This is a genomic window from Saccharothrix coeruleofusca, from assembly GCF_017876325.1.
GTDB lineage: Bacteria > Actinomycetota > Actinomycetes > Mycobacteriales > Pseudonocardiaceae > Actinosynnema > Actinosynnema coeruleofuscum.
On sequence record NZ_JAGINV010000001.1, the window covers coordinates 5269036 to 5294273 of the forward strand.

Below are 25238 nucleotides of genomic sequence, written 5' to 3' on the forward strand. Positions count from 1 at the left end.
CTGCCGCGTCCACATCGGACGCGCCGCCGGACCGGTCAGACCAGCGCCTGCCACCAGCCGTCGACCGACGGCGGGGCCGCCACGTCGATGCGCTCCCCCGGTCGCGGCACGGCCAACGGCACGTCGTGCGCCTTGGCCTCCCGCCACACCCGGTCCACCGGCTCGGTCCAGTCGTGCATCGCCAGGTTGAACGTCGCCCAGTGCACCGGCACCAGCAGCCCGCCGCGCAGGTCGCGGTGCGCCGCGACACCCTCCTCGGGGGTCATGTGGATGTCCGACCACCGCGCGTTGTACGCGCCGATCTGGATCAGCGAGGCGTCGAACGGCCCGTGCTCCCGACCGATCCGCTCGTAGCCGTCGAAGTAACCCGTGTCGCCGCTGTAGTAGACGCGGTGCCGCGGTCCGGCGATCACCCACGACGCCCACAGCGTGTTGTCGCGCTGGAAACCCCGGCCGGAGAAGTGCTGCGCGGGCGTCGCCGTCAACCGGACGCCCGCGACCTCGTGCGACTCGTCCCAGTCCAGCTCGACGATCCGCGCCTCCGGCACCTTCCAGCGGCGCAGGTGCTCCCCCACGCCCAGCGGCACCACGAAGACCGCGTCCTGGCCGCGCGTGATCGCCCGCACCGTGGGCAGGTCGAGGTGGTCGTAGTGGTCGTGCGAGATCACCACCGCGTCGACCGGACCGACCTCCTCCAGCTGGTGCGGCACGGGGTGCAACCTGCGCGGGCCGACCAAAGAGGAAGGTGAGCAGCGGTCGCTCCACACCGGGTCGATCAGCACGCGCGCGCCGTCGATCTCCACCAGCGTGGAGGCGTGGCCGTACCAGGTCAGGTGCAGGCCCTCGGTGCGCGGACCGCCCTGCGGCCCCACCAGAGGCACCGGACCGGCGGGGTGCCGCCGCTGCTCGCCGAACAGCATCTCGCGGAACATGTTGGGCGCGTCGTCCGCGGTCAGCGTGCGAGCGGGCCGGGGGTTGCGGAACTTGCCGTCCCGGTACTGCGGCGAGCGCCGCAGCCGCTCCTCGCGCGGCTTGCCGCCCAGGGCGGCGGGCACGTCCCGCACCGCCCACGCCGCCGCACCCACCGCCGCGGCGGCCACCAGACCGGTCACTGTTCTCATGGCCGGTCCAACGCCGGGGCCGGACAGGGGGTTCCCACGCGGTCGCCGGTGCTGAGAACACCCACGCCGTCCCAAGCCAGCCACACGTCCGCGTCGTACTCGTCTTCGCCGTCCTCGGCGACCCGGCCCGCTTCGGCGACGTACAGCCCCATCTCGCACCGATGCGCGGCGAGCCTCTCCACGGCCCAGTCGGCCAGCGTGAGACCGTCCTCAGTGGACTCCTACTCCAGTCGCTCGACCACGTGGAAGCCCGCCCGCCCGCCGTGACTCCTCCGGACCTCCGACAACTGGAGCAGGTATGACACGCTGATCACTCGCTGTTAGCCTTTGACACTCTCTGAACACGGGGAGCATAGGTTGTGAGCACAATCTTTGAATACATATCGATCGGGTGATCCATGACCAACCCTCACCGCAGCGCCGCGCGCATCCAGATCGGCACCACCCTGCGCAGGCTGCGCGAGGAAGCCGGGCTCCCGCGCGAGCGCTCGGCCGAGGTGCTGAACTGCACCAACACCAAGATCGGCAACATCGAGACGGCGGTCAGCGGCATCAAGCAGGCCGAACTGGAGAAGCTGCTCGACCTCTACGAGGTGGACGAGGCCACGCGGGAGGACCTGCTCGCGCTCAACTCGGAGGCCCACCGCAGGCGCCCCAAGAGCAAGATCGGCGGACTGATCGCCCCGTGGCTGCGGCGCGTCCTCGACGTGGAGGCCAGCGCCGTCGAAGCCGTCTACTCGTCCTTCGAACTGGTGCCCGCCGTGCTCCAGACAGAGGCGTACGCGCGAACGCTGATGACGAGCATCGGCCTCGCGGGCGAAGTCCTGGAGAAGAACCTCCGACTGCGCATGGACAGGCGGTCACTGCTGACCGACCGGGAACCGCCGCTGAGGCTGTGGGCGGTGATCGCGGAACCCGCGTTGCGAGCCAACGTCGGCGGCCCGGAGGTCATGCGGGAGCAGATCGCGCACATCCTGGCGATGACCGAACTGGAGCACGTCAACGTGCAGGTTATGCCGGAAGGAGCAGGAGCGCACCCGTTGCTCGGCACTACACTCACGCTGTTCCGGCTGCCCGACAAACTGCCGTCGCTGATCAGCGTCGACACGCCTTTCGGTGACCACTTCCTGGACCGACCCGAGCAAGTGGAGAAGGTCGCTCGCTGGTTCGAGTACACCCGCGCGAAGGCGCTGGGAGTGGACGAGAGCCGCGAACTCCTGAGTCAAATCACGGAGGGAACCAGATGACGCTGAAGTCGTACGAGTGGACCAAGTTCAGCGGCGGCGGCTCCAACTGCGTGGAGGTCATGCGCACCGCCGACGAAGTCCTCGTCCGCAACTCCAACCGCCCCGACGAGCCTCCGCAGCGCTTCACCCACACCGAGTGGGCCTACTTCACCCAGGGCGCCAAGCTCGGCGTCTTCGACCTCGACTGACCCACGCCGCGAACCGAGCGGCCGGAACGCCGGGTAGTAGTTACCGGCCCTCTCAGAGGTCCCGGGTAGTACTTGCAGACGCAGTAGACGGAGCGGGCGCTCCTCTTTGTGCTACTTTGCGGAGCAAGTGCTCCGGATAACGAGGGGACGCCATGTCCGATCCATCCACGACCACCCCTGGCTGGAACGAGCGGATCGTCGCCGAGGTCCGGGCCAACGCCGGGTACGCCCCCTGGAGCACCGAAGAGGAGTTCGCCGCCGGACGCCCCGTGCCGCCCCGGATGCCGGGGTTCGACGAGCGGGGCATGCCGCTGATCCTGGTGCACCACACCGGGGCCAAGACCGGGCGCGAGCGGATCAGCCCGCTGTTCTTCCAGCCGGTCGGCGACAACTGGGCCGTCTTCGGCACCCACGGCGGCAGTCCGCGTCATCCGGCCTGGTACCTGAACCTCATGGCGAACCCGCGAGCCGTGGTCGAGGTGGGTGCGGAACGAGTGCCGGTCGCAGCCCGGCTCGCGCGGGGCGCGGAGCGCGAGCGGCTCTGGGCCAAGGAGGTCGCGCTCGTCCCGAAGTTCGCCGAGTTCGAGGCGGCGTCGGGCAGGCAGATCCCCGTCGTCGTGCTGGAGCGCGTTCCCGCCTGAGCCCCGCCCCGCCCACCGCCGGGTAGTAGTCACCGGCCCCTGTGGACGTCTCGGGTGGTACTTGCAGGCGCGGGGCCGGGCACCACGAGGGGTGCCCGGCCCCGGTCGGGTCACTCCAGCACGGCCAGCAGGTCGCCGCCCTCCACCTGCTGCACGCCCCGCACCGCCAGCCGCTTGACCCGGCCGGACTTGGGCGCGGTGATCGCGGCCTCCATCTTCATCGCCTCGATGGTGGCGATCGTCGCGCCCGCCTCGACCTGGTCGCCCTCGGCCACGTTGGGCGTGACCACGCCCGCGAACGGCGCGGCCACGTGGTCGGGGTTGCTCCGGTCGGCCTTCTCCGCGGCGGGCACCTCGGCGGCGACCTTCCGGTCGCGCACCTGGATGGGCCGCAGCTGGCCGTTGAGCACGGCCATCACGGTGCGCATGCCGCGCTCGTCGGCTTCGCCGATGGCCTCCAGGCCGAACAGCAGCCGCACGCCCGGCTCCAGGTCGACCGAGTACTCCTCGCCCGGCTTGAGGCCGTAGAAGAAGTCCTTGCTGCTGAGCGCGCTCGTGTCGCCGTAGGCCTCGCGGTGCGCCCGGAACTCCTTGGTGGGCGCGGGGAACAGCAGGCGGTTGAGGGTGGCCCGCGTGTCCTCCTCCAGGCCCTTGCGGTCCTCGTCGGTCAGCTCGGACACGCCCTTGGGCGCGGACCTGCCCTGGAGCGCCTTGCTGCGGAACGGCTCCGGCCAGCCGCCGGGCGGGTCGCCCAGCTCGCCGTGCAGGAAGCCGATCACCGACGCCGGGATGTCGTACTTGCCGGGATCGGCCTCGAACTCGGCGGGCGAGACGCCCGCGCCGACCAGGTGCAGCGCCAGGTCGCCGACCACCTTGGACGACGGGGTGACCTTCACCAGCCTGCCCAGCATCCGGTCGGCCGCGGCGTACATCGCCTCGATCTCCTCGAACTTCTGCCCCAGCCCGAGCGCGACGGCCTGGGTGCGCAGGTTCGACAGCTGGCCGCCGGGGATCTCGTGCCGGTAGACGCGGCCGGTCGGGCCGGGGATGCCGGACTCGAACGGCGCGTAGACCTTGCGCACCGACTCCCAGTACGGCTCCAGGTCGCACACCGCCTGCAGGTCCAGGCCCGTGGCGTGGTCGGTGTGGTCGGTGGCCGCGACGATCGACGACAGCGGCGGCTGCGAGGTGGTGCCCGCCATGGACGCCGCCGCGCCGTCCACCGCGTCCACACCGGACTGGATGGCCGCCAGGTAGGTGGCCAGCTGGCCGCCCGCGGTGTCGTGCGTGTGCAGGTGCACCGGCAGGCCGAACTCCTTGCGCAGCGCGCTCACCAGCCGGGCCGCGGCGGGCGGGCGCAGCAGGCCCGCCATGTCCTTGATGGCCAGCACGTGCGCGCCCGCGCCGACGATCTGCTCGGCCAGCTTGAGGTAGTAGTCCAGGGTGTAGAGGCGCTCGTCGGGGTTGGACAGGTCGGCGGTGTAGCACAGCGCCACCTCGGCGACCGCCGTGCCGGTCTCGCGCACCGCGTCGATCGCGGGCCGCATCTGCTCCACGTCGTTGAGCGCGTCGAAGATGCGGAAGATGTCGATGCCGGTCCTGGTGGCCTCCCGCACGAACGCGGTGGTCACCGCCTCCGGGTAGGGGGTGTAGCCGACGGTGTTGCGCCCGCGCAGCAGCATCTGCAGCGCGATGTTGGGCACCGCTTCGCGCAGCGCGGCCAGCCGCTCCCACGGGTCCTCGGCCAGGAACCGCAGCGCCACGTCGTAGGTCGCGCCGCCCCACGCCTCCAGCGACAGCAGCTGCGGCGTCATCCGCGCCACGTGCGGCGCCACGGCCAGCAGGTCCTTGGTGCGCACGCGGGTGGCCAGCAGCGACTGGTGCGCGTCGCGGAAGGTGGTGTCGGTCACCCCGACGGCCTTGCTCTCCCGCAGCCAGCGGGCGAAGCCCTCCGGTCCCAGCTCCAGCAGCCGCTGCCGCGACCCGGCGGGCGGCTCGGCGTTGAGGTCGACGGCGGGCAGCTTCACCCTCGGGTCCACCACGGCCGGGCGCGGGCCGTTGGGCTGGTTGACCGTCACGTCGGCCAGGTAGGTCAGCAGGCGGGTGCCGCGGTCGGCGGAGGTCCGCGCGGTGAGCAGGTGCGGGCGCTTCTCGATGAACGAGGTGGTGACGCGGCCCTCGTAGAAGTCCCGGTCGTCCAGCACCGCCTGCAGGAACGGGATGTTCGTGGACACGCCGCGGATGCGGAACTCGGCGACCGCGCGGCGGGCCCGCGCCACGGCGGCGGCGAACGTGCGGCCCCGGCAGGTCAGCTTGACCAGCATGGAGTCGAAGTGGGCGCTGATGGCCGTGCCCGCGCCGGTGGTGCCGCCGTCGAGCCGGATGCCCGAGCCGCCCGGCGAGCGGTAGGCGCTGATCATGCCGGTGTCCGGGCGGAACCCGTTGGCCGGGTCCTCGGTGGTGATGCGGCACTGCAGCGCCGCGCCGCGCAGCTGCACGGTCTCCTGGCTCAGCCCCAGGTCGTCGAGGGTCTCGCCGCTGGCGATGCGCATCTGCGACTGCACCAGGTCCACGTCGGTCACCTCCTCGGTGACCGTGTGCTCGACCTGGATGCGCGGGTTCATCTCGATGAAGACGTAGTTGCCGCTGGGGTCGAGCAGGAACTCGACGGTGCCCGCGTTGCGGTAGCCGATGTGCCGGGCGAACCGGACCGCGTCGCCGCAGATGCGCTCGCGCAGCTCGGGGTCGAGGTTGGGCGCGGGGGCGATCTCGATGACCTTCTGGTGCCGCCGCTGCACCGAGCAGTCCCGCTCGAACAGGTGCATCACGTTGCCCTCGCCGTCGGCGAGGATCTGCACCTCGATGTGCCGGGGCTCGACCACGGCCTGTTCCAGGAAGACGGTCGGGTCGCCGAACGCGGACTCCGCTTCCCGCGAGGCGGCCTCCAGCGCCTCGCGCAGCGCGGCCGGGTCCTCCACGCGCCGCATCCCGCGCCCGCCGCCGCCCGCGACGGCCTTGACGAACACCGGGAAGTCGATCTCCTCGGCGGCGGCGAGCAGGGCGTCCACGTCGCTCGACGGCGCGCTGGACTTCAGCACCGGCAGGCCGGCCTCGCGGGCCGCGGCGATCGCGCGGGCCTTGTTGCCGGTCAGCTCCAGCACCTCGGCGGGCGGGCCGACGAAGGTGATGCCCGCCTCGGCGCACGCCTTGGCCAGCTCCGGGTTCTCCGACAGGAAGCCGTAGCCGGGGTAGACGGCGTCCGCGCCCGCCTTGCGGGCGGCTTTGATGATCTCCTCGACGGACAGGTAGGCCCGGACCGGGTGGCCCGGCTCGCCGATCTCGTAGGACTCGTCGGCCTTCAGGCGGTGCAGCGAGTTGCGGTCCTCGTGGGGGAAGACCGCGACGGTGCCCGCGCCCAGCTCATAGGCAGCGCGAAAAGCCCGGATCGCGATCTCGCCGCGGTTGGCGACAAGAACCTTGCGGAACATTCGGCGTTCCCTCCCGGTCACGTGGGGGCAATCAAGGCACGTTAGCGTGCGCGTCCCGCGTTTCGGGAGTTCCATCTCACGTGACGGACGTCATTCCGGCGGTTCGCCCTCCCCGCCGGGACAACGCCCCTGACCTGCGGACGCGCCAGGGGATTCTCCCTTGTCCGGGCGGCTCGCGCAGCCCCTGGCCGGTGTGGTCCGGTTAGCGCTGGATCACCGCCCCCTCACGCTGCGTTCACTGCATCGGGTGACAGCCCAGGTCGGCTCCTCGGTAGTGTTGGGCATATGGCCGGGGCTGAAGGGACTGGGCAGCCTGCTGCCCGCACTCCTCATTTCGACGTCGTTCTGCGCGGGTACAACCAGCGGCAGGTCAACGAGCGCGTGACCAGGTTGGAGTTCGACCTGAAGAACTCCAACCGCAGTCGCGACGCCGCCGCCGCGCAGGTCGCGGAGCTGACCAAGGCCCTCACCAGCACCAGGGCCGAGCTGGACAAGGTCAAGGCCCAGCTGAGCAACCTGGCCAGCAGCCCGGTCAACGCCTCCAACGTCACCGAGCGGGTGCGGGTGATGATGGCGCTGGCCGAGGAGGAGATCGCCGACATCCGCAAGGCCGCGCTGGACCAGGCCAACGCCACCCGCGCGGAGGCCGAGCGCCAGGCCGCCGAGGGCAAGGCGGCCCACCAGCGGGCCATGGGCGAGCTGGAGGACCGGCGCAGGCAGCTGGAGGCCAACCTCAAGCAGCGCACCGCCGAGCTCGACCGCAGGCACGAGGAGCGCCGCGCCGAGCTGGAGCGCTCGCACGAGGAGCTGCGCGCCAAGCTGACCGCCGAGCACGAGGCGCTGATGGCCGAGGCGCGCGCCGAGCGCGAGCGGGCCGCGGCGGAGTACGAGGCCAAGACCGCCGAGCTGGAGAAGCGGCGCGCCGAGCTGGAGCAGAAGTACAAGGGCTACCACGACGACCTGGACAAGGAGTACGACGAGCTGCGCGCCACGCTGCGCAAGGAGCATGAGGCGCACGTCGTCGAGGCCAAGGCCGAGGCGTCCCGGCTGCTGGCCGCCGCCCGCGAGGAGGCCGCCGCGCTGCGCGCGGAGACCGAGAAGCAGATCGCCGAGCTGGAGTCCGACGCGCTGGCCAAGGCCGAGCGGGCGGTCCGCGACGCCGACGCGCACGCGGCCAGGCGGATCACCGCGGCCGACCAGAAGCTGGCCGAGCTCAAGCAGCTGCACAAGTCGCTGACCGAGCAGTTCGCGGCGGCTCAGGCGGCGGTGGCGCAGGCTGTGGGATCGCTCACGCCGATCGAGGAAGCCCCCGAGGACCAGCCGACCAAGCAGCTGCCCAGGCCGAAGGTGCAGCCCAAGTCGGGCGACAAGGCTGCCCCCGAGGCGGAGGCCGCCAAGTCGGCCCCAGAGAACGCCCCCAGGAACGCCCCCGAGAACAAGGGCGCGGCCAAGAAGGCGTAGCCCCCGGAGGTCACCGCGAGGGGAGCTGGTCGGCCGGGACGACCTCGGCCTCGGGCGGCACCGGGATGTCGATGGGCTGCCCCCAGTCGCGGAACCGGGTGGCGGACCGCTTGACCACCTTCCCGTCCAGCTCGAACCGGTACTCCGCCTGCAGCGGCGCGCCGGTGGCGTCGACCCGGACGGTGGCGCGGATGGCCACCCCGTGCTCGGCGAGCTGGGCGTGCTGGAGCTGGATGTCCGGGTCCTCGATCACCTTGGCCATCTTCACCGGGTCCACCACCAGGTCGTAGCGGGTGACCGGGGTGCCGTCCAGCTCCTCCTCCGCCTTGCCGACGATGGCCGCCGCGCGCGGCTGCACGTAGTCCAGCTCCGCGCCGACGGTCGACCCCGGCCCGAACCCGCGCAGCAGCGCGGACAGGTCACCGCTGTTCTGCTCGGTGTAGTAGCCCCACTTCTTGCCCTCGGGCATCGGCGCGCCCGCCACGCTGACGTACATGCCGTCGCGGACGATCACCAGGTCGATCCGGCGCGACTGCCCGCCGGTGGTGACGTCCATGCTCATGCTGCCGACCAGCCCCTCGGGGTCCTGCCGCAGCGCCCCGTCCACCACGTTGCCGACCTCGGTCGCCTCGCCGTCGGAGGCGAACCCCTCGGTGTGGAACCGGGCCGTCCTCAGCTCCGCCCGGCGCGCGTCGACCTTCTCCGCCAGCGCGGCCAGCTCGTCGACCACCGCGGACGTGGGTGCGGGCGGCGCCTGCTCGGCGGAGCAGGCGAGCAGCAGGAACGGCACGAGGAGCAGCAGCAGGCGGCGCACAGTCGCACGACGATACCCGCTACGCCTTCTCCAGGTACTCCGCCCGCTCCTCGTCCAGCAGCCCCGCCACCAGCGACGCCAGACCGGGGTGGGCGCGCAGGTCCGGGTCCTCGTCCACGACCCGCTGCGCCACCGCGCGGGCCGCGGTGATCACGTCCTCGTCGCGCAGCAGCGACAGCATCTTCAGCCCGCTGCGCGTGCCCGACTGCGCGGCGCCCAGGATGTCGCCCTCCCGGCGCAGCTCCAGGTCCAGCTGGGCCAGCTCGAAACCGTCCAGCGTGGACTCCACCGCGCGCAGCCGCTGCATCGTCGACGTGCCCTCGGGCACCTCCGTCACCAGCAGGCACAGCCCCGGCGCGCTGCCCCGGCCGACCCGCCCGCGCAGCTGGTGCAGCTGGCTGACGCCGAACCGGTCCGCGTCCATGATCACCATGACCGTCGCGTTCGGCACGTTCACGCCGACCTCGACCACGGTCGTGGCGACCAGCACCTGCACCTCGTTCGCCGCGAACGCGCGCATCACGGCGTCCTTGTCGTCCGGGGCCATCCGGCCGTGCAGGATGTCGACGCGCAGCCCCTTCAGCGGCCCGGCGGCCAGCCGGTTGGCCACGTCCACCACCGCCAGCGGCGGGCGGCGGTCGTCCTCGCCCTTGGGCGGCTCCTCCCCGTCGGACTCGCCGTCGCCGATGCGCGGGCACACCACGTACACCTGGTGGCCCTTGGCCACCTCCTCGTGGATGCGCTGCCACGCCCGGTCCAGCCACTGCGGCTTCTCCGCCACCGGCACCACCGACGTGCTGATCGGCGAACGCCCCTGCGGCAGCTCGCGCAGCGCGGAGACCTCCAGGTCGCCGTAGACCGTCATGGCCACCGTGCGCGGGATCGGCGTGGCCGTCATCACCAGCACGTGCGGGGTGACCCCGCCCGCCCGGCCGCTGAGCGCCGCCCGCTGCTCGACGCCGAAGCGGTGCTGCTCGTCCACCACGACCAGCCCGAGGTCGGCGAACTCCACCTTGTCCTGGATCAGCGCGTGCGTGCCGACGACGATGCCCGCCTGCCCGGTCACGATCTCCAGCAGCGCCTTCTTGCGCTGCGCGGCGGGCATCGAGCCGGTGAGCAGCGTCACCCGCGTGGCGTGCTCGGCGCCGCCCAGCTCCCCGGCCTGCGCCAGGTCGCCCAGCAGGTCGCGCAGCGAGCGGGCGTGCTGCGCGGCCAGCACCTCCGTGGGCGCGAGCATGGCCGCCTGGCGGCCCGCGTCGACCACCTGCAGCATGGCCCGCAGCGCCACCATCGTCTTGCCCGAGCCCACCTCGCCCTGCAGCAGGCGGTTCATCGGGTGCTCGCCGGACAGGTCGCGGGCGATCTGCTCGCCCACCTCGCGCTGCCCCGCGGTGAGCTGGAACGGCAGCCGCGCGTCGAAGGCGTCGCGGATCAGGCCATCGCGCGGCGGGCAGGCGGGCGCGGGGCGGGCGGTGGCGGAGCGGCGGCGCTGGGCCAGCGCCAGCTGCACGGCCATCGCCTCGTCCCACTTGAGCCGCTGCTGCGCCACCGCGACGGCGGCCCAGCCGTCCGGGCGGTGGATGTCGCGCAGCGCCTTCTCCAGCGGCACCAGCCCCCGCTCGGCGCGCAGCGACGGCGGCAGCGGGTCCTGCTCGTCGGGCACGCCGTCCCACACCGCCAGCACCTGCTCGACGCAGCGGGCGATGTTCCAGGACTGGATGCCCTGCGCGGCCGGGTAGACCGGGATGAACGCCTCGGCGAACTTCGACGCCGCGGCGTTGTCCGCGCCGCTCGCCGCGCCGCCCTCCGCGCCGCCCTCCGCGCCGTCGAGGATCTCGTAGTCGGGGTGGGCGAGCTGGAGCTTGCCGTTGAACACGCCGACCTTGCCCGCGAACATGGCCTTGCGGCCGGGCAGCAGCTCGCGCTCGACCTTGCGCGAGCCCCGGCCGAAGAAGACCAGGTGCAGGTCGCTGGTGCCGTCGGTGATGACCGCTTCGAGCAGCTCGCCGCTGCGGCTCTTCATCCGGCGCTGCCGGGCGCTCTTGACCTTCGCCTGCACGGTGACGTGCTCGCCCAGCTCCAGCCCGGCGATCTCGGTGAGCTTGCCCCGCTCGTCGTAGCGGCGCGGGTAGTGGCGCAGCAGCTCACCGACCGTGGTCAGGCCGAGCCCGGCCTCCAGCGCGTCCGCGCTCTTCTTGCCCAGCAGCGGGACCAGCTTGTCGTCGAAGGTCGTCATCGCGGCCCATTCAACTACTCGACACCGACAATCAGCAGCGCGTCGGCCTGCCCGCCGGGGTAGCGGACCAGCTCGACTTCCGGGTGGGCGGCGCGCAGGTGCTCCTCCAGCGCGCGGTCCAGGTCTTCGGGGGCGTCCGCGCCCAGCAGCGCGGTGACCAGCTCGCCGCCCGCCGCCAGCATCCGGTCCACCAGCAGGCGGGCCAGCCCGGCGACGTCGGCGGGCTCGGGCTGGACGCGCACCACGTCGCCGTCGAGCACGGCGAGCAGGTCGCCGGGGCGGCAGCGGCCGACCCAGGTGATCGCCTCGCTCTGGCAGACCTCGACGCGGCCCCAGCGGGTGGCGGCGGCGGCCTCGGCCATCGCCACCACGTCGTCGCCCGCGCGCCGGGCGGGGTCGTGCACCGCCAGCGCGGCCAGCGCCTGCACCGGGGAGGCGGTGGGCACCACGACCACGTCCTGGCCCGCCGCGACGGCCTGGGAGACGGCCTCGTCCAGCGGTGCGCGCACGCCCTCGGCGCAGGGCAGGACGGTGACGTGGCGGGCGCGGGTGCCGGTGATCAGGGCGAGCAGGTCGGCGGGCGGGACCGGGCCGTCCGGCCGCAGCACGGCCGCGCCCTCCGCGCGGAACAGCTCGGCCACGCCGTCGCCCTCCACCAGCGCCACCACGGCCCGGTCGCGGGAGAAGCGGGCGGCCTGGGCGGCGACCTGGTCGGCGAACCTGGCCACGGTGATGCGGTGCGGCCTGCCCGCCTCGACACCCGCCTCGACGGCCGCGCCGATGTCGTTGCAGTGCACGTGGACGGTCCACAGGCCGTTGCCGTCGCCGACCACGGAGACGCAGTCGCCCAGCCCCTCCAGTGCGGTCCTGAGCGGCTCGGGATCGTCCAGGCCGTCGAGCAGGTACATGACCTCGTACTCGTAGTCGGCCGACCCGGCCTCGCGGGCCGTGGTGAGGGCTTCGGGCGGGCGGGGCAGCACCGGCGTGACCGGCGGCGGTGGCTGCTCGCGGCCGGTGATGACCGAGGCGAGGGTGTCCAGCAGCACGACCAGGCCGCGCCCGCCCGCGTCGACCACGCCCGCCTTGGCCAGCACCGCGAGCTGGCGCGGGGTCTCGGCCAGCGCCGCCGCGCCCGCCTTGGCCGCGGCGGTGACCACCTGGTCCAGGTCGTCGGAGCCCGCGTCGCGGGCGGCCTCGGCGGCGGCGCGCAGCACGGTCAGCACGGTGCCGGGCACCGGCCTGGACACCGCCGCGGTGGCCAGCTCGTCGGCCCTGAGCAGGGCGTCGCGCAGCGCAGCGCCGGAGGCCGTGGACGCGCCCTGCGCCGCCTCGGCCAAGCCGCGCAGCACCTGGGACAGGATCACCCCGGAGTTGCCCCGCGCGCCCGCCAGCGCGCCCCGCGCCAGCGCGGCCAGCGCCGCGCCCACCGAGTCGCCGGGGGTGCGCAGCAGCGAGTCCAGCGCGCTGCGCATGGTCTGCAGCAGGTTCGTGCCGGTGTCGCCGTCGGGGACGGGGAAGACGTTGATCCGGTCGATGTCCTCCCGGTTCGCGTCCAGCGAGCGCACGCAGGCGTTCGCCCACTGGCGCACCGCGACCGCGTCGAGAGCCTGCACAGCGGGCAGGGTATTCGAACCCGGTTTGGTGGCCGCGCGGCCCACCGGCTAGTCTGTCCAGGTTGCCATGCCCGGCTGAGGCTTGTGCACGCTTGCGCGCCCGCCGGGGCGTGAGTACCGCTGGAGAAACCTTAAGGAGTGGCTGACGTGGCTGCCGTGTGCGACGTCTGTGGCAAGGGGCCGGGCTTCGGCAAGTCGGTCTCGCACTCCCACCGGCGCACCAACCGCCGGTGGAACCCGAACATCCAGACCGTGCGCGCGAAGGTCTCGTCGTCGACGCGCCAGCGGCTGAACGTGTGCACCTCCTGCCTGAAGGCGGGCAAGGTGGTGCGCGGCTGAGACCGCGTCACGCGTAGCGAAGGGCCCCGGAGCGTGCTCCGGGGCCCTTCGGCTTTCCCCTGCCTTCCCGCGCTCAGGCGAAGAACTCCGCGAGCCTGTCCACCAGCCGGCGCGGGTTGCCCGCGCCGAGGCAGTGCGCGCTGCCGAGCACGACGTCGGCCCGCACGTCCAGCGCCGCCCGCCGCGCCCCGGCCAGCAGCGGCTCCTGCGGCAGGCCGTGCTCGCCGTTGAGCACGAGCACCGGCATCGGCAGCGGCGGGGTCGCGCGGATCGCCGCGCCGTCCTCCAGCAGCGTCGCGTAGTGCTGGAACCCGCCGCGCATCCCGCCCGGCGCGCGGTAGGCGCGCAGCTGCTCCTCGGCGTCGGGCACACCGCCGGGCGCCATCAGCGCCCACATCCGCTCCAGGTAGGCGGCCTCCTTGCCCTCGGTGAGCTGCTCGGCCAGGTCCACCTGCATGTGGAAGCCGAAGTGCCAGTAGCCGCCGGTGGCCGGGTTCATCGCCTCCTCCAGGCCGTAGCCGGGCAGGACCGACTCGGCCAGCACCAGCCGCCGCACCTCCTGCGGGTAGGCGGCGGCCCAGGCGTGCGCGACCATCGCGCCGATGTCCGCGCCCACGACGCGCACCGGCCCCAGCCCCAGCTGGTGCAGGTCCTCGGCGACCTCGCGCTTGGTGTAGCCGGTGGCCGGTTTCGCCGAGTCGCCGATGCCGCGCAGGTCCGGCGCGACGACCGTGAAACCCGCCTCGGCCAGGAGCGGCATCGTCGGCCGCCACTCCCGCCAGGTGAACGGCCAGCCGTGCAGCAGGACCACCACCGGCCCCTCCCCGCCGATGACGTAGTGCAGGCGGGTGCCGTTGACCTCGGCGTAGCGGTGCGCGAACCCCGGCATCCCGTCGACCTGGCTTCCGTCGGCAGGCGTTGCGTCGGCCGGGGTCATGAGGCGGCCCAGGCCCGGTAGTAGGTGTCGACGTCGGCGAGCACCCCGGCGTGGCGCGGGGTCCAGCCGAGCACCTCGCGGGCCTTGGCGCTGGTCATCACCTCGTCGTGGTCGGCGGCCCGGTCGAGCCACCCGGCCTGCTCGATGGGGGCGAACTCCACCGGTCCGGTGTGCCCGGCGGCGCGCACGCACGCGGTGAACACCTCCAGCGCGGTCGGCGGGTTCTCCTCGCCGACGCAGAAGACCTCGCCGGAGGGCAGGCCGCCGCCGATGCCCGCCACGACAGCGGTGTACGCCTCGGCGAGGTCGTCCACGTGCACCCAGGTCCACGACTTGGCGCGGTCGCCGTAGAACACCGCGCGGCCGGAGCGGCCCGCGGCGAACCAGTTGCCCGCCTGCGAGGTGCGCGCCTCGCCGCCGTAGATGAAGCCCGGCCGCAGCACGGTGTGCGGCAGACCGCTCGCGGCCAACCGCTGCTCCAACTCCAAGCGGAAGTAGAGCGCTCCACCGGGGTTGCCGGGGGTGTTCTCGTCCAGCACGGGCGCGTCAACGCGGCCGTAGGAGGAGCACCCGGTGGTGTAGACGAGGTGGGGGCCGCCCGCCGCTTCCAGTTCGGCGAACAGCGCTAGGTCCGCCCCCGCCGGGTCGTTGGTGTCCATGCTCAGGTGCACCACGGCGTCGACTTCGCGCAGGTGGGAGCGGTAGCTCGCGGGGTCGGCGAGGTCGCCCGCGACCGGTCGCACCTCCGCGGCGGTCAGCGCCGTCGCGCGGGCGCTGGTGGTGTCGCGGGTCATGCCCAGCACGGAGTGGCCCTGCCTGCGCAGCGCGGTGGCGACTTGGCGGCCCGCGTAGCCGGTGGCGCCGATGACGAGGATCTGCACTTCGGTTCTCCTGACGAAGGATACTTGCCTGCGCAGGCAAAGTTATAGGTACTGGTTTGCGCAGGCAAGTTCTTTGCGCCAAGCTGCCCCCATGACCGAGGTGCGGGAGCTGTCAGCCGACGAGGACGCGCTCTGGCGCGCGCTGGGGCGGGTGGTGCACGTCCTGCCACGCCTGCTGGACGAGGACATGACCAAGGCCACCGGCCTGTCCATGACCGAGTACGCCGTGCTGCACGTCCTGGCCGAAGCGCCCGAGCACCGGCTGCGGATGACCGAGTTGGCGAGCGCCACCGCGCTGTCGGCCAGCCGGATGACCCGCGTCGTGGACGGCCTGGCCCGCTACGGCCTGGTCACCAAGGAGAAGCCGCCCGGCGACGCGCGCGGGTCGGCGGCCGTGCTCACCGGGGAGGGCCTGCGCCGCCAGCGGGAAGCCGCTCCCCGGCACACCGCCAGCGCCCGGCGGCGGGTGCTCGACCACGTGCCCCCCGAGGACTTGGCCGCCGCGGTCCGAGTCCTCCAACGCCTGGCCGACCACACCTCCGGCAGCTGATCCGGAGACACCGCGAACAGGCGCGGGCGGCATCTCCTCGGAGGACGACGACGCCAGCTGTGGCAGGCGTCGCAGCCTGCCGCCGGGAGAGCTGTACGAGTTGAGCGCGGCGCTGGACGCCCCGCGCGCGCAGGCCATCGCGGATCTGCTCCGCGACCTGGTCGCGGGGTGCGGGCGAGAAGAGCGGGAGTCACTGCGCCCGGTTCTGGTCCGGGCAGCGGAAGAGGGAACGACTTGCTGGAAGTGCGTGATCTGACAAGGCGGTTCGGGACCGTCACGGTCCTGGACCGGATCTGCTTCACCGTCGACGGCGGTCAGGCGGTGGCGGTGGTGGGGCCCAACGGCGCGGGGAAGAGCACGCTGCTGCGCTGCCTGGTCCAAGCCGACCGCGCCGACAGCGGGGAGGTGCTGCTGGACGGCGAGCCGCTCGACGAGACCGACCCCCGCGTGCGGGCCGCGGTGGCTTGCGCGTTGGACGACGCCGACTTCTTCCCCGACCTGTCGGTGCGGGAGCACGTCGACCTCCTCGCCCGCGCCCACGCGAGCGAGGTCGACGTCAACGCGCTGATCGCGGAGGTCGGACTCGGCCAGGCCGCCGACCAGTTGCCCGTGGCCCTGTCCAGCGGTCAGCGCCAGCGGCTGGTCCTGGCGTCGGTGCTGGCGCGCCCGCGGCGGCTGCTGGTGCTCGACGAGCCCGAGCAGCGCCTCGACACCCGCTCGCGCGGGTGGCTGGCCGACCGGCTGCGCGCGGAGAAGGCCGCTGGTGTCGCCATCGTGCTGGCATCGCACGACCGCGACCTGATCGACGCGGTAGCCGACCGGCTGGTCGACATCTCCGGGCCCGCGCGGGCCGATCGGTGATCCGGCTCGGTGCGGGCTGGCGCGACCGGGACCAGCGGGCGGTCCTGATCGGCCTGATCGTCATCGGCTCCGGCATGGCCGTCCAACTCGTGCGCTCCGCGCTGGCGCGGCCCCCGGCGGGGGCTTCCGACGTCCCGCCCGGATGGCTGTCGCTGGCCACCGCCGCGTCGCTGATCGGCGTCGCGACGCTCGTCCTCACCGCGACGGGTCCGCTGGTGGCCAGTCCCGCCACGGTCACCTGGCTGCTGACCACGCCCCTGGACCGCCGCGCGGCGGTGAAGACCTGGTACCGGGCTCTGACGGCGGTCGGCGCGCTGGCGGGCGTGGCTCTCGGCCTGGTCCTCAGCCTGCTCTTCCACCTGGGCACGGGATGGGCCGCGCTGCTCGGCGGGGCCGTGGGCGGCGGGCTCGTCGCACTGGCGGCGCTCGCCCAGATCCGGCGCGAGCCCTGGCGGTGGCTGCCCGGTGTCACGCTCACCATCGGCGTGCTCAGCGCGCTGGCCGGTGTGGTCGCGGAACGACTGGGGGATGCGGCGCGCGACCTGGTCGGCGGGATCGGCGCCAACGCGGGTTCGGTTCTGCCCGCCGTGGCCGCCGTGGCCGCTCCTGCCGCGATCGTGCTGATCGGCGTCGTCGACCGCAGGCTCGGCGAGCTGGCACGGCCCGAGCTGACCTCGGGCGCGGCGGTCACCGCCGCGGCGGCCACGGCGGGCACGTTCCTGGACGTCACCCTGCTCACCGGGGTGCTGGAGGTGCGGCGCTGGCAGCGGAGGGGCCGAGTGCGGTCCCGCGGCCTGCCCGCCGGGCGCACCCGCGCGCTCCTCGTGGCCGACCTGCGGCGGATCTCCCGCTCCCCCGGCATCGCGTTGTCGTGGCTGCTGGTCGCACTCGTCCCGTACGTGGTGGTCGTGGAGGTCCCGCAGTGGGCGGCGCAGGCGCAACTGGTGACGGCCTGCGTCGCGAGCCACCGGCTCGCCGGGGGCCTGCGCGCGGTGTGCCGGTCCGCGGCGCTGCGCCGTGCGCTGGGCGGAACCGACGCGAGCCTGCGCGTGACGCACCTCGTCGTCCCGGCGGCCGGAGCGCTCGTGTGGTGCGCGCTGACCGCCCCGGCGACCTGGGGCGCTCACCCATTGGGGTGGCTCGTCGCGGCGGTGGGGGCGGTGGCGACGACCTACCGGCTGGCGACCCGCCCGCCGATGGACTACCACGCGACCCTGCTCGACATCGGCTTCGGCGTGATGATCCCGTGGGGTCTGCTCCGCCAGCTGTTCCGGGGTGCGGGAGTCCTGCTGCTGTTCTCGATTCTGATGAGCCTGCTGACCGGCACGCCGTGAAGCGGACCTGCTGTGGGAGGCAGCTTCTGCTGCGGCACCACCCAGCAGACCCACCTACCCGCTGGAGCCCTCCGGCGTTGTGCTGGAGACGGCCCACGTGGTGCGGTCCACGCAGACGATGGTGCTGACGGGCACCATCGGCGTCATGGCAGCTTCCAGTCCACCGGGTCCGCGCCCTGCTTGACCAGCAGCTCGTTGACCTTGCTGAACGGGCGCGAGCCGAAGAAGCCGCCCGCCGCCGACATCGGGCTCGGGTGCACGCCCTCCACGCAGGGGTAGGGCTCCAGCAGCGGGCGCAGGTTGCGCGCGTTGCGGCCCCACAGCAGGCCCACCAGCGGCTCGCCCCTGGCGGCCAGGGCGCGCACGGCCTGCTCGGTGACCGCCTCCCAGCCCTTGTTCTGGTGGGAGTTGGAGCTGCGCGGGCGCACCGTGAGGACCCTGTTGAGCAGCAGCACCCCCTGTTGGGTCCACGGCGTGAGGTCGCCGTTGGACGGCATGGGGTGCCCCAGGTCGTCCACGTACTCGCGGAAGATGTTCTGCAGGCTCTTCGGGATGGGCTTGGTCTCCGGGGAGACCGAGAAGCTCAGCCCGACCGCGTGTCCCGGCGTGGGGTACGGGTCCTGGCCCACGACGAGCACCCGCACCTCGTGGAACGGCTGCTGGAACGCGCGGAGCACGTTCTCGCCCGCGGGCAGGTACGTCCGCCCCGCCGCCACCTCGGCCCGGAGGAACTCCCCCATTTTCGCGATCTGGTCGGCCACCGGCGCCATCGCCCGTGCCCAACCCGCTTCCATGATCTCTTCCAGCGGACGCGCCACGGCGGGACCTTATCTCAGTCCAGGCGGCGCAGTTCCTTGCGGTACACCTCGATGTTCTTCACGTACTTGTCCACCGCGAACTGCCACGCGCCTTCGGGGACCACGTATCCCTCGCGCACCTTCGCGGGCACGCCGAGGGCCATCGACCGCGAGGGCACGTGCCCCTCGAACGGCACCACCGCGCCCGCGCCGACGATCGCCCCGGTCTCCACGACGGCGCCGTTGAGCACCACCGACCCGGAGGCGATCAGGCACCGGTCGGCGATGGTCGCGCCCTCGATGTGCACGTTGTGGCCGATCACGCACTCCTCGCCGACCAGCGTGGGGTGCACTTCGGTGCAGTGGATGACGGTGCCGTCCTGCACGCTGGTGCGCGCCCCGATCTCGATGCGGCCGTAGTCACCGCGCAGCACCGCCCCCGGCCACACCGAGGCGTGCGCGTGGAGACGGACGTCGCCGATGACGGTGGCGTCCGGGTGCACGTAGGCGTCCGGGTGGATCACCGGCACGTAGTCGCCCAGCGCGTAAATCGCCACCGAAGTCCTCCTACAGGCGCTTTCCGAAACAAAGGCTTTCCGGATGATGCCGGTAGACCCCGAAGTTGTCGATGCGCGCGTATCCGCTGGTTTCGTAGAGGCGGATGGCTTCCGGCTGGCGGAGGCCGGTTTCCAGGACCATCCGGGTGCGCCCGGCCTCGGCCGCGGCGCGCTCCAGCGCCGCCAGCACCACGCGGGACAGGCCCCGGCCGCGAGCGCTGTCGACCACGTACATGCGCTTGATCTCCGCGTCGCCGGGCAGCAGCGGCTCCTCCGGGTCCTCGTCGTGCGCGCGCCAGCCGCCGCAGGCGACCGGGACGCCGTCGAGGTAGCCGACCAGGAAGTGCCCCAGGGGCGGGGCGAACTGGGCGGGCTCCACCGGCGTGATGTCGCCGTCGCCGTAGCGGTCCACGTAGACCTGCTGGAGATCGGTGATCAACTTCACCGCGTCCGGATGGTCATACGGGACTGTGCATAGTTCCACGGGAGGTCAGGTTACCTAGCGCCAGTGCTCCCAACCAGGTGGTTTCTCGTACGCCCTGCCGTCCACGGTGACCCCGCTGCCGTGTCGGACCGTCCCGATGGTCTGCCAGCCCTCGGGCACCGCGGCGGGCTCGGGGAAGGTCGCGGCCAGCGCGTGGTCCTCGCCACCGGTCAGCGTCCAGTGCCGCGCGTCCGCTCCCAGCGCCGCGGCCACGTCGATCAGCCGGGGGTGCACCTGCAGCAGCTCGGTGCGGATGTCGATGCCGATGCCGGACTCCTCGGCGATGTGGCCCAGGTCGGCCAGCAGGCCGTCGGAGACGTCGATCATCGCCGTCGCGCCCGCGGCGGCGGCCTGCGGCCCGGCGGCGTACGGGGGTTCGGGGTTGCGCTGCGCGCCGACCACCGCCACCGGCGAGCGGAACCCCCGGCCCAGCACCGCCAGTCCCGCCGCCGCCCACCCCAGCCTGCCGCACACCGCCACCACATCACCCACTTGCGCACCCGAACGGGTGACCGGCTCATAGCCGCCCATGTCGCCCAGCGCAGTAACGGAGATCACCAGAGTCGCGGAGCTCACCATGTCACCGCCCACCACGCCCGCCCCCGCCACCACGGCCTCCTGCCACAGCCCGGCGGTGATCCCCTCCACCACCGACGTGGGCGTGTCCGCCGGGCAGGCCAATCCGACCAGCAGCGCCGTGGGCATCGCGCCCATCGCCACCACGTCGGCCAGGTTCACCGCGGCGGCTTTTCGGCCCACCTGCTCGGGAGAAGACCAGTCGAGTCTGAAGTGGACGCCCTCGACGAGCACGTCGGTCGAGGCCACCACCCGGCCGTCCGGCGCGGCCACCACGGCCGCGTCGTCACCAGGGCCCAGCAGGGTGCTGGGTGGCTGCGTCCGGCCTGCCGTCACCCGGCGGATGAGACCGAACTCACCCACTTCAGCGACCGTGTCCGCGTTCTGCGGCGGCTCCGGACGCAAGGTTGCCTCCCACTCTGAGCATTCGGAACCCCAACTGGGGTACGTTGCTGACCACGTTCCTACCCCGACCTAACCTGTCGCGACGAAGGGGCACGCCGTGGTGCACGCATACATCCTCATCCAGACCGAGGTCGGGAAGGCAGCCGCCGTGGCGGCTGAGATCTCCGGCATCCCCGGCGTGGCCACCGCGGAGGACGTCACCGGCCCGTACGACGTCATCGTCCGCGCCGACGCCGACACCGTCGACCAGCTGGGCCAGCTCGTGGTCGCCCGCATCCAGAACGTGGAGGGCATCACCCGAACGCTGACCTGCCCGGTGGTGCACCTCTAGCGTCGTGCTGTCATAACCGGGTGGCACAGGAACCGGAACCCACCTCCCCGCTGCCCAAGCCGCTGCTCGCCCTGGCCATCGGCCTGCCGGCGCTGCTGGCGGCCGGGGTCGCGGCCGTCGGGCTCTTCCTCGGGGCGGGCAAGGACGACCCCGCCGCCCCCGCCGCCGACCACACCGGTCCCCTGGCGCTGGTGCCCGTGCCCGCGCCGCAGGCCGAGTCCGAGCGGTGCCAGGCGCTGCTGAGCGCGCTGCCGATGCAGCTGGTGTCGAACGGGGACACCCTGCCGCGGCGCGAGCTGGCCGCGCCCGCCCCGGCGGGCGCGCTGGCGTGGGGCGACGCGGAGCACGAGCCGCTGGTGCTGCGCTGCGGCCTGGACCGGCCCGCGGACCTGACGCCGACCTCGGAGCTGCGGGAGATCTCCGCCGTGCGGTGGCTGGAGGTCTCCGAGGGCGGCCAGTCCACATGGTACGTCGTGGACCGCGAGGTGTACGTGGCGCTGACCGTGCCCTCCGAAGCGGGCACCGGCCCCCTGCAGGACATCTCCACCACCATCCGCGACACCCTCCCCCAGGCCCGCTGACCCCCTCGTCCGCGAGTCGAACGCTCAGGTACCGCGAGTCGAACGCTCAGGTACCGCGAGTCGAACGCTCAGGTACCGCGAGTCGAACGCTCAGGACCCCTGAGTTCTACGTTCGGGTTGGGTGAGTTCGCCGTTGGGGTTGGGTTATCCAGCAAAGGGTGCGCTCGCCGCGCGGCAGGTCGCCAAGGATGGCGCTCGCGGGCACCCCACTGCGCGCGCTCCGCGCGCCCCCCTGGTGCGTCGGCAAGTACTACCCGGCGAGGGTGGGAGGGGCGGTAACTACTACCCGAGGGGCGCGGAAGCGCGGACCAAGGCGCGGAAGCGCGGTCCGGGGCGCGAAAGTGCGGGCGGGGTGTCCGAACGCTCGGTTCGTGGTGTCGGAACGCGCGACTCGCGGGGGCGACACGTCCGACACGCCCATAGGTGGGTGGCACCGGGGGCGGGCGTGGCCGTCCTGAGCGTTGAACTCAGGGGTCCTGAGCGTTCGACTCGCGGAGAGGGTGGGGCCGCGCCGGGGAGGCGCGGCCGTCCCGGGTCAGCGCAGGCCGGTGCCGCGGGCCAGCGCGGTCTCCACCAGGGTGGTCAGCAGCGTGGGGTAGTCCACGCCGGTCTCCGCCCACATCCGCGGGTACATCGAGATCGGCGTGAAGCCGGGCATCGTGTTGACCTCGTTGATGACCAGCCCGCCGTCCCCGGTGACGAAGAAGTCGACGCGGGCCAGGCCCTGGCAGTCCAGGGCGCGGAACGCGGTGACCGCCATCTCGCGCAGGTCGCCGGTGATCCGGTCGTCCAGCTCGGCCGGGATGTCGAACTCGCACACGTCGTCGAGGTACTTGGCGTCGAAGTCGTACCAGTCGACCTCGCCGCCGACGACGCGCAGCTCGGCGGGCAGCGACGCCTCGACCCGGCCGTCGGGGAACTCCAGCACCCCGCACTCGACCTCGCGGCCCACCACGGCGGCCTCGACGATCACCTTGGGGTCGGTCTTGCGGGCCAGCGCGATCGCGTCGTCGAGCTGCTCCCAGGCGGTCACCTTGGAGATGCCGACCGAGGAGCCCGCGCGGGCGGGCTTGACGAACACCGGCAGCCCCAGCCGGTCGCGGTCCTGGTCCGACAGCGTCTCCTGGTCGCGGCGCAGCACCGCGAACCGGCCCACCGGCAGGCCCACGCCCTGCAGCAGCCGCTTGGTGAACTCCTTGTCCATGGCGACCGCGGAGGCCAGCACGCCGGGGCCGACGTAGGGCAGGTCGGCCAGCTCCAGCAGGCCCTGCACGGTGCCGTCCTCGCCCCACGCGCCGTGCAGCAGCGGGAACACCACGTCCACGTCGGCCAGCGCCTCGCCGGGGGCGACCGGCACCAGCGCCCCGCCGGAGGCCGGGACCAGCGCGTTGACCGTGGGCAGCTGCCGGTCGCGGACCTCCAGCGCCTTGGTGTCGTCGGCCCCGATCACCCACCCGCCCTCGGGCGTGATGCCGACGGGCACGACCTCGAACCGGTCGCGGTCCAGGTGCGGCAGGACGCTGCCCGCCGACAGGCACGAGACGGTGTGCTCGCTGCTGCGCCCGCCGAACACCACGGCGACTCTGGTCTTGCGCTGTGTCATGGCTCCGGACACTACCTGCACGGACTGCCGCCCGGCCCACCCTCGCGCGCCCCACGGGTGGTGAGAAGTTCCACCAGTACCGGCAGCGCCGCCGCCAGCTGCTCCCGCGAGCACGCGCCGTACCCGATGGCCACGCCGTGCACCTTCGGCCTGCCCGCGTGGTGCCGGGCCAGCCCGTCCACGCGCAGGCCGCGCGCCTCCGCCGCCGCGAGCAGGTCGCGCTCGGCCCGCGCGGTGGGCAGCGGCACCACGACGTGCGCGCCCGCGTCGTCGCCGAGCACCCGCAGCCCGGCCGCCGACAGCGCCTCGGCCACCAGCGCGCGCCGCTCGGACAGCTCGCGGCGCAGCCTGCGCAGGTGCCTGCCCAGGTCGCCGTTGCGGGCCAGTTCCACCAGCACCCGCTGCCCGGCGGGGGCCGGACCGGTGCCGGTGCGGTCGCGGTGCGCCAGCACGGCCGCGGCGACGGGTTCCGGGGCGACCATCCAGCCCGCGCCCAGCGTGGGGGTGAGGATCTTGCTGGTGGTGCCCAGGTGCACCACCACGTCCGGGGCCAGCGCCGCCAGCAGCGGCAACGGCGCCACGTCGTAGCGCAGTTCGCCGTCGTAGTCGTCCTCCACCACCAGCCAGCCGTCCCGGCGGGCGCGTTCCACCAGCGCCACCCGCCGCCCCGCCGACATGCGGCCGCCCATCGGGTACTGGTGCGCGGGCGAGCAGTAGACCCCGCGCACGCCCCTGGGCACCGCGTCGACGAGCATCCCCTCCTCGTCCACCGGCGCGGGCACCACGCGCAGCCCGGCCGCCCGCAGCGCCCACACCGCCCGCTGGTAGCCCGGTTCCTCCACGGCCACCACGTCGCCCGGTTCGAACACGGCCGCGCCCAGTTCCACCAGCGCGGCCGTGGTGCCGCCGGTGGCCAGCACCAGCTCCTCGTTCAGCCCGCCGCGCACGGCCAGGCCGCGGTGGCGCAGCAGGTGCTCGGCCACCACCGCGCGGTACTCGGGCAGGCCGCCGCGCTGGGGCCGGAACAGCGGCAGCGCGTCCGCCGCCGCCCGCCACGCCCGCCGCCACGCGGCGCGGTCCAGCCCGCCCGCCCACGGGGCGCCGGGCGCGAGGTCGACCACTTCCGGGGCGGGCGCGGCGGGCGCGGACCGGCGGGCGGGGGTGCGCAGCGATCCCGGCGGCGTGGTGGTGACGTAGGTGCCGGAGCCGTGCCGCCCGGCGATCCAGCCCTCGGCGTGCAGCTGCTCGTAGGCGGCGGCGGTGACCGTGCGGCTCACGCCGAGGCGTTCGGCCAGCGCCCTGGTCGAGGGCAGCCGGTCGCCACTGCGCAGCCGCCCGTCGGCCGCCGCCGCGCGCAGGGCGTCGGCCAGCTGCACGGCCAGCGGCTCGGGCGAGGCGCGGTCCAGCGAGACCGGCAGTGCCGTCTCGGACAAGTGGACTCCTGAATTCAGCGATAAATGGCCCTTGAATGATGCCACTTCGCGGATGACGGTGGGCGCATGACACTCCAGCCGACACCCCGCAGCACGGTCAAGCGCGGTCGCAAGCGCGCCGTGGTCGAGCGGGAGGCCCTGCACGCGGTGCTCGACGCGGGCCTGGTGTGCCACCTGGCCGTGGTCGTGGACGACGCGCCGGTGGTGCTGCCGACCGCCTACGGCCGCGACGGCGACACCCTGTACCTGCACGGCTCGACCGGTGCCCGGACGCTGCGCGAGGCGTCCGCCGGGATGCCGGTGTGCGTGGCGGTGACGCTGGTGGACGGGGTGGTCTACTCCCGCGCGGCGTTCGACTTCTCGATGAACTACCGCTCCGCGGTGGTGCACGGCACGGCGGAGCGGGTCACCGACCCGGAGCGCAAGCTGCACGGCCTGCGCGTGCTCACCGAGCACGTCGCGCCCGGCGCGTGGGACCACGTCCGCCCGCCCAGCGCCAAGGAGCTGGCCGCGACCAGCGTGCTGGCGCTGGACCTCACCGAGGCGTCGGTGAAGATCCGCACCGGGCCGCCCGGCGACGAGGACGAGGACGTGGCCGCCGGGGTGGCGTGGGCGGGCGTGCTGCCGCTGCGCACCACGTGGGGCGAGCCCGAGCCGTGCCCCCGGCTGCCCGAGGGCACCCCCGTCCCCGAGCACGTCACCACCCGCCTGTAGCGCCTGCAAGTACTACCCGTGCCCCGTCGCGGGGCCGGTAACTACT

General features: G+C 73.3%; 25 protein-coding genes. 11 read left to right on the forward strand and 14 right to left on the reverse strand.

Annotation, left to right across the window (positions count from 1 at the left end; translation table 11 throughout):
- Positions 1-35: 35 nt before the first annotated feature.
- Together JOF41_RS23695 and JOF41_RS23700 are read right to left on the reverse strand one after the other, a co-directional pair.
- Complete coding sequence (locus JOF41_RS23695) at positions 36-1121, reverse strand: MBL fold metallo-hydrolase (RefSeq protein WP_189222827.1); 1086 nt, start codon at positions 1119-1121, stop codon at positions 36-38.
- Positions 1118-1273: a hypothetical protein gene (locus JOF41_RS23700; RefSeq protein WP_189222826.1), complete on the reverse strand. Its 156-nt coding sequence runs from the start codon at positions 1271-1273 to the stop codon at positions 1118-1120. Before JOF41_RS23700 ends, JOF41_RS23695 begins: the two co-directional genes overlap by 4 nt.
- A gap of 246 nt (positions 1274-1519) precedes the next feature.
- On the opposite strand from JOF41_RS23700, the gene JOF41_RS23705 reads away from it, so the two are divergent.
- The 3 genes from JOF41_RS23705 to JOF41_RS23715 all read left to right on the forward strand — a co-directional run bounded on the left by JOF41_RS23705 (position 1520) and on the right by JOF41_RS23715 (position 3197).
- Positions 1520-2368, forward strand: coding sequence for a helix-turn-helix domain-containing protein (locus tag JOF41_RS23705; RefSeq protein WP_209622052.1), 849 nt, complete (start codon positions 1520-1522; stop codon positions 2366-2368).
- Positions 2365-2556, forward strand: a complete 192-nt coding sequence (locus JOF41_RS23710; RefSeq protein ID WP_189222824.1) for a DUF397 domain-containing protein — start codon at positions 2365-2367, stop codon at positions 2554-2556. The genes JOF41_RS23705 and JOF41_RS23710 overlap by 4 nt, the downstream gene beginning before the upstream one ends.
- 152 nt (positions 2557-2708) lie before the next feature.
- A complete protein-coding gene (locus JOF41_RS23715; RefSeq protein ID WP_209622054.1) occupies positions 2709-3197 on the forward strand; it encodes a nitroreductase/quinone reductase family protein in 489 nt (162 codons plus the stop codon).
- Positions 3198-3307: 110 nt separating this feature from the next.
- Here JOF41_RS23715 and JOF41_RS23720 read toward each other — a convergent pair whose 3' ends face one another.
- Positions 3308-6685 carry a pyruvate carboxylase gene (locus tag JOF41_RS23720; protein ID WP_209622057.1) on the reverse strand — a complete coding sequence of 1126 codons (3378 nt, stop codon included), beginning with the start codon at positions 6683-6685 and terminating at the stop codon, positions 3308-3310.
- Between the two features lie 381 nt (positions 6686-7066).
- On the opposite strand from JOF41_RS23720, the gene JOF41_RS23725 reads away from it, so the two are divergent.
- Positions 7067-8146, forward strand: coding sequence for a coiled-coil domain-containing protein (locus tag JOF41_RS23725; RefSeq protein ID WP_307867511.1), 1080 nt, complete (start codon positions 7067-7069; stop codon positions 8144-8146).
- A 10-nt stretch (positions 8147-8156) separates the two neighbouring features.
- Here the strand turns inward: JOF41_RS23725 and JOF41_RS23730 are convergent, their stop codons facing one another.
- Genes JOF41_RS23730 through JOF41_RS23740 form a run of 3 tightly spaced genes read right to left on the reverse strand, consistent with a single transcriptional unit; the run spans position 8157 to position 12809 of the window.
- On the reverse strand, positions 8157-8960 hold the full coding sequence (locus JOF41_RS23730) for a hypothetical protein (protein ID WP_209622061.1): 804 nt from the start codon (positions 8958-8960) through the stop codon (positions 8157-8159).
- Positions 8961-8979: 19 nt separating this feature from the next.
- Entirely contained in the window at positions 8980-11196 is a 2217-nt protein-coding gene (recG, locus tag JOF41_RS23735) for an ATP-dependent DNA helicase RecG (protein WP_209622064.1), read from the reverse strand.
- Between the two features lie 14 nt (positions 11197-11210).
- Positions 11211-12809 carry a DAK2 domain-containing protein gene (locus JOF41_RS23740; protein ID WP_209622067.1) on the reverse strand — a complete coding sequence of 533 codons (1599 nt, stop codon included), beginning with the start codon at positions 12807-12809 and terminating at the stop codon, positions 11211-11213.
- A gap of 147 nt (positions 12810-12956) precedes the next feature.
- On the opposite strand from JOF41_RS23740, the gene rpmB reads away from it, so the two are divergent.
- A complete protein-coding gene (gene rpmB / locus JOF41_RS23745) occupies positions 12957-13148 on the forward strand; it encodes a 50S ribosomal protein L28 (protein ID WP_073891577.1) in 192 nt (63 codons plus the stop codon).
- 73 nt (positions 13149-13221) lie between these two features.
- Here rpmB and JOF41_RS23750 read toward each other — a convergent pair whose 3' ends face one another.
- Together JOF41_RS23750 and JOF41_RS23755 are read right to left on the reverse strand one after the other, a co-directional pair.
- Positions 13222-14037: an alpha/beta fold hydrolase gene (locus tag JOF41_RS23750; RefSeq protein WP_209622070.1), complete on the reverse strand. Its 816-nt coding sequence runs from the start codon at positions 14035-14037 to the stop codon at positions 13222-13224.
- Positions 14038-14081: 44 nt separating this feature from the next.
- Complete coding sequence (locus tag JOF41_RS23755) at positions 14082-14966, reverse strand: NAD-dependent epimerase/dehydratase family protein (RefSeq protein ID WP_209622073.1); 885 nt, start codon at positions 14964-14966, stop codon at positions 14082-14084.
- Positions 14967-15057: 91 nt separating this feature from the next.
- Here JOF41_RS23755 and JOF41_RS23760 point away from each other — a divergent pair, with 91 nt between their 5' ends.
- From JOF41_RS23760 to JOF41_RS23770, 3 genes are all read left to right on the forward strand, one after another.
- Positions 15058-15516: a MarR family winged helix-turn-helix transcriptional regulator gene (locus JOF41_RS23760; RefSeq protein ID WP_209622077.1), complete on the forward strand. Its 459-nt coding sequence runs from the start codon at positions 15058-15060 to the stop codon at positions 15514-15516.
- Positions 15517-15759: 243 nt separating this feature from the next.
- Positions 15760-16377 carry an ABC transporter ATP-binding protein gene (locus tag JOF41_RS23765; protein ID WP_307867512.1) on the forward strand — a complete coding sequence of 206 codons (618 nt, stop codon included), beginning with the start codon at positions 15760-15762 and terminating at the stop codon, positions 16375-16377.
- On the forward strand, positions 16374-17711 hold the full coding sequence (locus JOF41_RS23770; RefSeq protein WP_209622083.1) for a DUF6297 family protein: 1338 nt from the start codon (positions 16374-16376) through the stop codon (positions 17709-17711). Before JOF41_RS23765 ends, JOF41_RS23770 begins: the two co-directional genes overlap by 4 nt.
- Positions 17712-17854: 143 nt before the next feature.
- On the opposite strand, the gene JOF41_RS23775 is transcribed toward JOF41_RS23770, so the two are convergent.
- Genes JOF41_RS23775 through JOF41_RS23790 form a run of 4 tightly spaced genes read right to left on the reverse strand, consistent with a single transcriptional unit; the run spans position 17855 to position 20530 of the window.
- Entirely contained in the window at positions 17855-18505 is a 651-nt protein-coding gene (locus JOF41_RS23775) for a uracil-DNA glycosylase (protein WP_229795485.1), read from the reverse strand.
- A 38-nt stretch (positions 18506-18543) separates the two neighbouring features.
- On the reverse strand, positions 18544-19065 hold the full coding sequence (locus JOF41_RS23780) for a gamma carbonic anhydrase family protein (RefSeq protein WP_189222810.1): 522 nt from the start codon (positions 19063-19065) through the stop codon (positions 18544-18546).
- 10 nt (positions 19066-19075) lie between these two features.
- Positions 19076-19549: a GNAT family N-acetyltransferase gene (locus JOF41_RS23785; protein WP_189222809.1), complete on the reverse strand. Its 474-nt coding sequence runs from the start codon at positions 19547-19549 to the stop codon at positions 19076-19078.
- A 15-nt stretch (positions 19550-19564) separates the two neighbouring features.
- Positions 19565-20530, reverse strand: coding sequence for a thiamine-phosphate kinase (locus tag JOF41_RS23790; RefSeq protein ID WP_209622086.1), 966 nt, complete (start codon positions 20528-20530; stop codon positions 19565-19567).
- A gap of 97 nt (positions 20531-20627) precedes the next feature.
- Here JOF41_RS23790 and JOF41_RS23795 point away from each other — a divergent pair, with 97 nt between their 5' ends.
- Positions 20628-20861, forward strand: a complete 234-nt coding sequence (locus JOF41_RS23795; protein ID WP_189222807.1) for an Lrp/AsnC family transcriptional regulator — start codon at positions 20628-20630, stop codon at positions 20859-20861.
- A 20-nt stretch (positions 20862-20881) separates the two neighbouring features.
- Positions 20882-21442 (forward strand): DUF3515 domain-containing protein, encoded by a 561-nt coding sequence (locus JOF41_RS23800; protein ID WP_189222806.1) that lies wholly within the window; start codon positions 20882-20884, stop codon positions 21440-21442.
- A 535-nt stretch (positions 21443-21977) separates the two neighbouring features.
- On the opposite strand, the gene JOF41_RS23805 is transcribed toward JOF41_RS23800, so the two are convergent.
- Together JOF41_RS23805 and pdxR are read right to left on the reverse strand one after the other, a co-directional pair.
- Complete coding sequence (locus tag JOF41_RS23805) at positions 21978-23045, reverse strand: D-alanine--D-alanine ligase family protein (protein ID WP_189222805.1); 1068 nt, start codon at positions 23043-23045, stop codon at positions 21978-21980.
- An 11-nt stretch (positions 23046-23056) separates the two neighbouring features.
- Positions 23057-24478, reverse strand: a complete 1422-nt coding sequence (pdxR, locus tag JOF41_RS23810) for a MocR-like pyridoxine biosynthesis transcription factor PdxR (protein ID WP_189222804.1) — start codon at positions 24476-24478, stop codon at positions 23057-23059.
- Positions 24479-24544: 66 nt separating this feature from the next.
- Between pdxR and JOF41_RS23815 the strand changes: the two genes are divergently transcribed.
- Complete coding sequence (locus tag JOF41_RS23815) at positions 24545-25192, forward strand: pyridoxamine 5'-phosphate oxidase family protein (protein ID WP_209622090.1); 648 nt, start codon at positions 24545-24547, stop codon at positions 25190-25192.
- The last annotated feature ends 46 nt before the right edge of the window (positions 25193-25238 follow it).

What these genes read in the sequence shown, in the direction of transcription:
- JOF41_RS23695 (WP_189222827.1), bottom strand. Translation starts at nt 1,121, where the DNA reads ATGAGAACAGTGACCGGTCTGGTGGCCGCCGCGGCGGTGGGTGCGGCG.
- JOF41_RS23700 (WP_189222826.1), bottom strand. Translation starts at nt 1,273, where the DNA reads ATGGGGCTGTACGTCGCCGAAGCGGGCCGGGTCGCCGAGGACGGCGAA.
- JOF41_RS23705 (WP_209622052.1), top strand. Translation starts at nt 1,520, where the DNA reads ATGACCAACCCTCACCGCAGCGCCGCGCGCATCCAGATCGGCACCACC.
- JOF41_RS23710 (WP_189222824.1), top strand. Translation starts at nt 2,365, where the DNA reads ATGACGCTGAAGTCGTACGAGTGGACCAAGTTCAGCGGCGGCGGCTCC.
- JOF41_RS23715 (WP_209622054.1), top strand. Translation starts at nt 2,709, where the DNA reads ATGTCCGATCCATCCACGACCACCCCTGGCTGGAACGAGCGGATCGTC.
- JOF41_RS23720 (WP_209622057.1), bottom strand. Translation starts at nt 6,685, where the DNA reads ATGTTCCGCAAGGTTCTTGTCGCCAACCGCGGCGAGATCGCGATCCGG.
- recG (WP_209622064.1), bottom strand. Translation starts at nt 11,196, where the DNA reads ATGACGACCTTCGACGACAAGCTGGTCCCGCTGCTGGGCAAGAAGAGC.
- JOF41_RS23750 (WP_209622070.1), bottom strand. Translation starts at nt 14,037, where the DNA reads ATGCCGGGGTTCGCGCACCGCTACGCCGAGGTCAACGGCACCCGCCTG.
- JOF41_RS23760 (WP_209622077.1), top strand. Translation starts at nt 15,058, where the DNA reads ATGACCGAGGTGCGGGAGCTGTCAGCCGACGAGGACGCGCTCTGGCGC.
- JOF41_RS23775 (WP_229795485.1), bottom strand. Translation starts at nt 18,505, where the DNA reads ATGGAAGCGGGTTGGGCACGGGCGATGGCGCCGGTGGCCGACCAGATC.
- JOF41_RS23805 (WP_189222805.1), bottom strand. Translation starts at nt 23,045, where the DNA reads ATGACACAGCGCAAGACCAGAGTCGCCGTGGTGTTCGGCGGGCGCAGC.
- JOF41_RS23815 (WP_209622090.1), top strand. Translation starts at nt 24,545, where the DNA reads ATGACACTCCAGCCGACACCCCGCAGCACGGTCAAGCGCGGTCGCAAG.